This is a genomic window from Allosalinactinospora lopnorensis (assembly GCF_000981225.1).
Lineage (GTDB): Bacteria > Actinomycetota > Actinomycetes > Streptosporangiales > Streptosporangiaceae > Allosalinactinospora > Allosalinactinospora lopnorensis.
The window spans coordinates 1-5604 of sequence record NZ_LAJC01000140.1 but is presented as its reverse complement, the minus strand read 5'-3'; the positions used below and the strand labels follow the sequence as shown (position 1 = coordinate 5604).

Here is a 5604-nt window from a genome sequence, read left to right as displayed (position 1 = left end):
AAGGGCGTCTCGGAGCGGGACCGGCGGCCGGGGGCCCCGGCCCCGACACCGGAGACGCTGAACAGCCGCGGCCGGTAGGTCTCGCCCGCCTCGGCGCTGGTCTCGCCGGTACCGCCGCTCCCGCCCTGCTCCGGAGCCGCACCGTCGGTCCCGGAGCCTTCGGGAGCGCTCTCGCCGCCGCTTCCGGGGTCCTCCCCGGGAGCGGGGGCGTCATTGGGTCCGGCGTCGCCGCTCCCGGCCCCGGTGTCCGGGCGGCCGTCGGAACCGCCGTCGCCGGGATCGCCCCCCTCGGGACTCCCCGTCTCCTCCGGAGAGTCCTCAGGGTCTTTTGGGTCCGCATCACCCGCCTGGTCGAGCGCGTCCTGCAGGCGGTCCTCGTCCAGGTCCGGGGCGTCGAACGGGTCGCGCCGACGCCTGTGCGGCAGGGCCAGCCGGGCGGCGTCGCGCACGTCCTCGGAGGTGACCTCGATGCGGTCGCGCCAGGCGGCGAGCGCCATCGCCGCGCGGGAGGTGACGATGTCCGCGCGCAGCCCGTCGACCTCGAAGGCGGCGCACACCGCGGTCACCTGGCGCAGCGCGGTGTCTGTCAGCACGACGTCCGGCAGCCGCTTGCGGGCCGCGCGGATGTGCTCGGCCAGTCCGGCCTCCCCGTCCGCGTATTCGGCGGCGAAGGCGCCGGGGTCGGCCTCGAACGCGAGCCTGCGGCGCACCACCTCGGCGCGTTCGGCGGGTTCGCGCGACGCGGCCACCTCGACAGTGAGGCCGAAGCGGTCGAGGAGCTGGGGGCGCAGTTCGCCCTCCTCGGGGTTCATGGTGCCGACCAGCAGGAAGCGGGCGGCGTGCCGCACGGAGACGCCTTCGCGCTCGACGTGGGAGGTGCCCATCGCGGCGGCGTCGAGCAGCAGGTCAACGAGGTGGTCGTGGAGCAGGTTGACCTCGTCGACGTAGAGCACGCCGCGGTGGGCGGCGGCGAGCAGTCCCGGTTCGAAGGCTTTGACGCCCTCGGTGAGCGCCCGCTCGATGTCGAGCGAGCCGACCAGGCGGTCCTCGCTGGCGCCGACGGGCAGCTCCACGAGCTGGGCGGGACGTTCCTCGGCGGCGGTCCCGCCGTCGTGCGGGCCGTCGGGGCAGTCGGGGTCCGGGCCGGCGGGGTCGCAGGCGAAACGGCACCCGGACACGGCGTCGAGGTCGGGCAGCAGCGCCGCCAGGCCGCGCACGACGGTCGACTTCGCGGTCCCTTTCTCTCCGCGCACCAGGACGCCGCCGACCGCCGGGGACACGGCGTTGATCAGCAGGGCCAGTTTGAGGTCGTCCATACCGACGACCGCGCTGAAGGGGTAGCGAGCGGAAGCGCTCACGCGGGTCATTCCTTCCTCGGGAGTCCACGCCCATAGGGGTCGGTCATGGTGCCGCGCAGTCTCCTGACTTCCAGATCGCCGCTCGCCCGCCGCCTTCCCACCGGCTCACCGGCAGTGGCGCTGGTCGCGGGCTCGCTTCCTGGTCACAGTGGCGGGACCGTCCCGGATTCGCACCGGGTTCCTGCCCGGCGGCGAGTGGCCCCCGCCGCCGACGTCGGCACCGCCTCCCAGAATGGCACACGCCGCTCAGCCGCCTCGCGCGGCTCCGGCCTGGTGGCCCGCGGGCGGCGAGTAGCAGCGGGGTGCGGCCACCGGCCGGAAACCGCGCCGGTGGTAGAAGTCCTTGGGCCAGTCGTCGGCGTCGGCCCGGATCAGCACCGCCTCGGCCCCCTGGGAGCGGGCGTCGGTGACGGCGTGGTGCAGCAGCGCCCCGGCGATGCCGCGGCCGCGGTGAGCGGGGTGCACGAACAGGTCCTCGACCATGGCTGTTCCGCCGTCGCGCGGCCAGGAGGAGAAGAAACCGGCGGGGGCACCGCCGTCCCAGGCGATCCAGTAGCGCACATCGGGCGTCTTCATCCGGCGGGCCAGGATGGCCTGCTCCGTCTCCCCGCGGGTGCGCGGTCTCCGGCCGTCCTTGCGGTCCTCCTCCTCGTGGTCGAGGCGGAACATCGCCGCGATACGGCGCCAGTCGGCCTCCGTGGTGGCGGGACGGATGGCGGCCCCTGGGCTCTCCGGCCGCGGACAGGCCCCGGTCAGGACGAGGTCCAGCCGGGGCCCTGCCGCCCGCCAGCCGGCGAGCAGCAGCGCCGCCTCGGTCGGCGCCGCGGTGTCGGGGCCGACGCACACCCGCACGCGCGGGCTGCGGATCCACTCGGACGCCTTGGCCAGGGTCCGGGCGAGTTCAGCGGGGTCCTCCCCGATGAGCCCGCTGACGAAGTTGCAGTCGCCGACCAGCGGGACGCTCCGGTTGCGGACGCACCGGACTCCGTCGACCATCCGTGTCTCTCCGCCCAGCGCCCAGAATTCCGCACCGACGTTGTCGGCCTCCGCTGCCAGCTCCCGCACCACGGCACCAACGTTAACCCCGCGGCGTCCGGCGGTCGTTCCCTCCGCGGCTTCCGGGCGGCGGTGGCCGGCTCCGGCCGGCCGGGCGTGGAACGCGGAACGGTGTCCCCCGCGCCCGACCCGCGGGCCCCGGGCCGGAACGGATCCGCGTTCGCCTCCTTGCCACCGCGTTTCCGCCACGGTGTGATTGGGTGCGACTTGTCCGCCCACTATGCGAAGGCCACGATGCACGAGGACATGGCCTACTGTTCCGCCCGGGAGCTCGCACGGATGATCCGCGAACGCGAGATCTCGGCACGCGAGGTGGTCCAGGCGCATCTGGAGCGCATCGAGGCGGTCAACCCGGACATCAACGCCGTTGTCACCCTCTGCGCCGAACAGGCTTTGGACGAGGCGGAGGACGCCGACCAGCGCCTGGCCTTCGGGGCCGAGGTCGGTCCTTTGCACGGCCTGCCCGTCGCGCACAAGGACACGCACGAGACCGCGGGCGTGCGCACCACCTTCGGTTCCGTTCTCTACGCCGACCACGTCCCCGAACGGGACGAACTGGTCGTCGAACGCATGCGCGCCGCCGGGGCGATCACGATCGGCAAGACCAACACCCCCGAGTTCGCCGCCGGATCGCACACCTTCAACCCGGTCTTCGGCACCACGCGCAACCCCTACGACACCACCCGCTCCGCCGGCGGGAGCAGCGGCGGCGCCGCGGCGGCTCTGGCCTGCGGGCTGCACGTGCTCGCCGACGGCTCGGACCTGGGCGGCTCACTGCGCAACCCGGCCTCCTTCAACAACGTCGTGGGCCTGCGCCCGTCCCCCGGGCGTGTCCCCTCCTTTCCCGACCCGATGGCCTGGTCCCCGCTGTCCGTCCAGGGCCCCCTGGCCCGCGACGTCCGCGACACCGCCCTGCTGCTGTCCGTCCTCGCGGGACCCGACCCCCGCAGCCCGCTCGCGCTCGACGAGCCGGGGGCCGCCGTCGCCGGTCCGCTCGGAACCGATCTGCGGGGGCTGCGCCTGGCGTGGTCCGCCGACCTGGGCGGGGAGTTCGACTGCGAGCGGGCCGTGCTCGATACGCTCACCCCGCAACTGGACGTCCTCACCGGGCTGGGGTGCGACGTCGAGGAGGCCGCACCCGACCTCAGCGGCGCCGACGAGGCGTTCCGCACGCTGCGGGCGTGGCGGTTCGAGGCGCAGCTTGGCCCCCTCCTCGACACGCACCGGGGTCAGCTCAAGGCCAGCGTCGCATGGAACATCAGGGAGGGCCGCGAATTGGCCGGCGCCGACGTCGCCCGGGCCGAACATCTGCGCACGCGGGTCTTCCACCGGATGCGGGAGTTCTTCGAACGCTACGACGCGCTGCTGCTGCCGGTCAGCCAGGTCATCCCGTTCGACGCCGCGCTGGAGTTCCCCACCGACATCGACGGCCGGCCGCAGCCGACGTATCTGGACTGGATGCGGTCGTGCTACGTCATCTCGGTGACCGGCGCCCCGGCGCTTTCGGTCCCGGCCGGCTTCACCGAAGAGGGGTTACCGGTGGGCCTGCAGATCGTCGGGCCGCACCTGGCCGAACGGCGGGTGCTGGAAATCGGCCATGCTTTCGAGCAGGCCACCGGCTTCGGGACGCGGCGGCCGCCGGTGTAGCCGGTGCTGTGTCCCGGGCCGGCCCGGGACACAGCACACGCCGCGCGGCCCGGCTCAGTCCCAGACCCGGGCGAGCAGCCACTCGCCGGCCCTGGCGTCGTGCTGGAGCTCGTAGACGCCGGGGGCGCGCTGGACCCCCGCCTTGACCCGCCAATAAGCGCGTTCGGGCTGCCGGGGCTGCACCGCGGGCGTCCAGTCGGAGCGCAGGCTCACCCAGTGGTCGATGACCCGCCGCACCACGAAGAGCCGCCCCTCCCATGTGAAACGCACCGGACGTCCATCCTGCTCGCAGACCGTGATCGGCACACCGTAGATCCGCCCCACCTATCGACTCCCCTCACAATCCGCGCCTGTTCCGGGCACGCGGACACCGGATCGGCCTGCGGGGAAGAACAGGCTTTCGAACATGCATTCGAATCATATCGGAAGTCGCCGGATCCCGGCCACGCATTACGGCCGTGTCGCGTGATAGGCGGCGAGGCCGCCTTCCCGCAAGCGGCCGTGATGTGGGAGCACCCGGTTCTCGGTACGCTGTGATGCGCGAATCACGCGACCCCCGAAGGAATCCATCACAGTGACGTCGAACGGGCACGAGCGCGCCAAGTCCCTCCGTACGGGCGATCCGCACGAACTGGGCGAATACCGGATCCAGGGGCGGCTCGGGCGCGGCGGCATGGGCACCGTCTACCTCGCCAAGGACGCCTCGGATCGCCTGGTCGCGGTCAAACTCATCCATCCGGACCTCAGCGACGACGAGAACTTCCGCCGCCGCTTCGCCCGCGAGGTGGAGTCCGCCCGCCGGGTCGCGCGGTTCTCCACCGCCGGGGTCCTCGACGCCCGCTTCGACGGCGACCCGCTCTTCATCGTCTCCGAGTACGTGTCCGGCCCCAACCTTTCCCAGGCGATCGAGACCAACGGCCCCATGGACGGCGGAACCCTGGAAAGCCTCTCCATGGGGGTGGCCGCCGCGCTCACCGCGATCCACGGCGCCGGCGTGATCCACCGCGATCTGAAGCCGGCCAACGTCCTGCTCTCGTCGGTGGGGCCGAAGGTCATCGACTTCGGTATCGCGCGGGCGATGGACGACGACAGCGCCGTCACCCGTTCCAGCCAGCTCATGGGCACCCCCGCCTACCTCGCTCCGGAACTCATCACCGGAGGGGACGTCACCCCGGCCTCCGACATCTTCTCCTGGGGCTGCCTGGTCGCCTACGCCGGAACCGGCAAGGCTCCGTTCGACGCGCCCACGGTGCCTGCTGTGCTGCACCGGATCAGCTCCGGCGCACCCAACCTGGAGGGACTCGACCCCGGGCTGCGCGAGCTGGTGCAGCGGGCGCTCGACAAGGAACCGGGGAACCGGCCGACCGCCCAGCAGCTACTCAACCGGCTGGTCGGCCAGGAGGACCCGGCCGAGTCGACCGTCGACCAGACCGTGTCCCGCTCCTGGACCCCGCCCTCGACCGCGCTTCCCGGCGTGGCCGCCGGGGTCGCGGGAGCCGCGGCGGCCGGGAACGGGCCCTCCGGTGCCGCGGACACCGCGGAG

The 5604-nt window shown here is 73.1% G+C and carries 5 protein-coding genes and 1 riboswitch; of the genes, 2 read left to right on the top strand and 3 right to left on the bottom strand.

Annotated elements, in window-relative coordinates:
• Nucleotides 1-1358: ATP-binding protein (locus VS93_RS25830; RefSeq protein ID WP_046472458.1), on the bottom strand; the 1358-nt coding region annotated here is incomplete at its 3' end.
• A 56-nt stretch (nt 1359-1414) separates the two neighbouring features.
• Nucleotides 1415-1542: riboswitch (cobalamin riboswitch) on the bottom strand.
• A 62-nt stretch (nt 1543-1604) separates the two neighbouring features.
• Nucleotides 1605-2423 (bottom strand): GNAT family N-acetyltransferase, encoded by an 819-nt coding sequence (locus tag VS93_RS25825; protein WP_162231719.1) that lies wholly within the window; start codon nt 2421-2423, stop codon nt 1605-1607.
• Nucleotides 2424-2648: 225 nt separating this feature from the next.
• Between VS93_RS25825 and VS93_RS25820 the strand changes: the two genes are divergently transcribed.
• Complete coding sequence (locus VS93_RS25820) at nt 2649-4061, top strand: amidase (RefSeq protein WP_046472456.1); 1413 nt, start codon at nt 2649-2651, stop codon at nt 4059-4061.
• A gap of 54 nt (nt 4062-4115) precedes the next feature.
• On the opposite strand, the gene VS93_RS25815 is transcribed toward VS93_RS25820, so the two are convergent.
• Entirely contained in the window at nt 4116-4385 is a 270-nt protein-coding gene (locus tag VS93_RS25815) for a DUF6504 family protein (RefSeq protein ID WP_046472455.1), read from the bottom strand.
• A gap of 250 nt (nt 4386-4635) precedes the next feature.
• Between VS93_RS25815 and VS93_RS25810 the strand changes: the two genes are divergently transcribed.
• Nucleotides 4636-5604, top strand: a 969-nt coding sequence (locus VS93_RS25810; protein WP_046472454.1) for a serine/threonine-protein kinase, incomplete at its 3' end; no start/stop codon positions are given.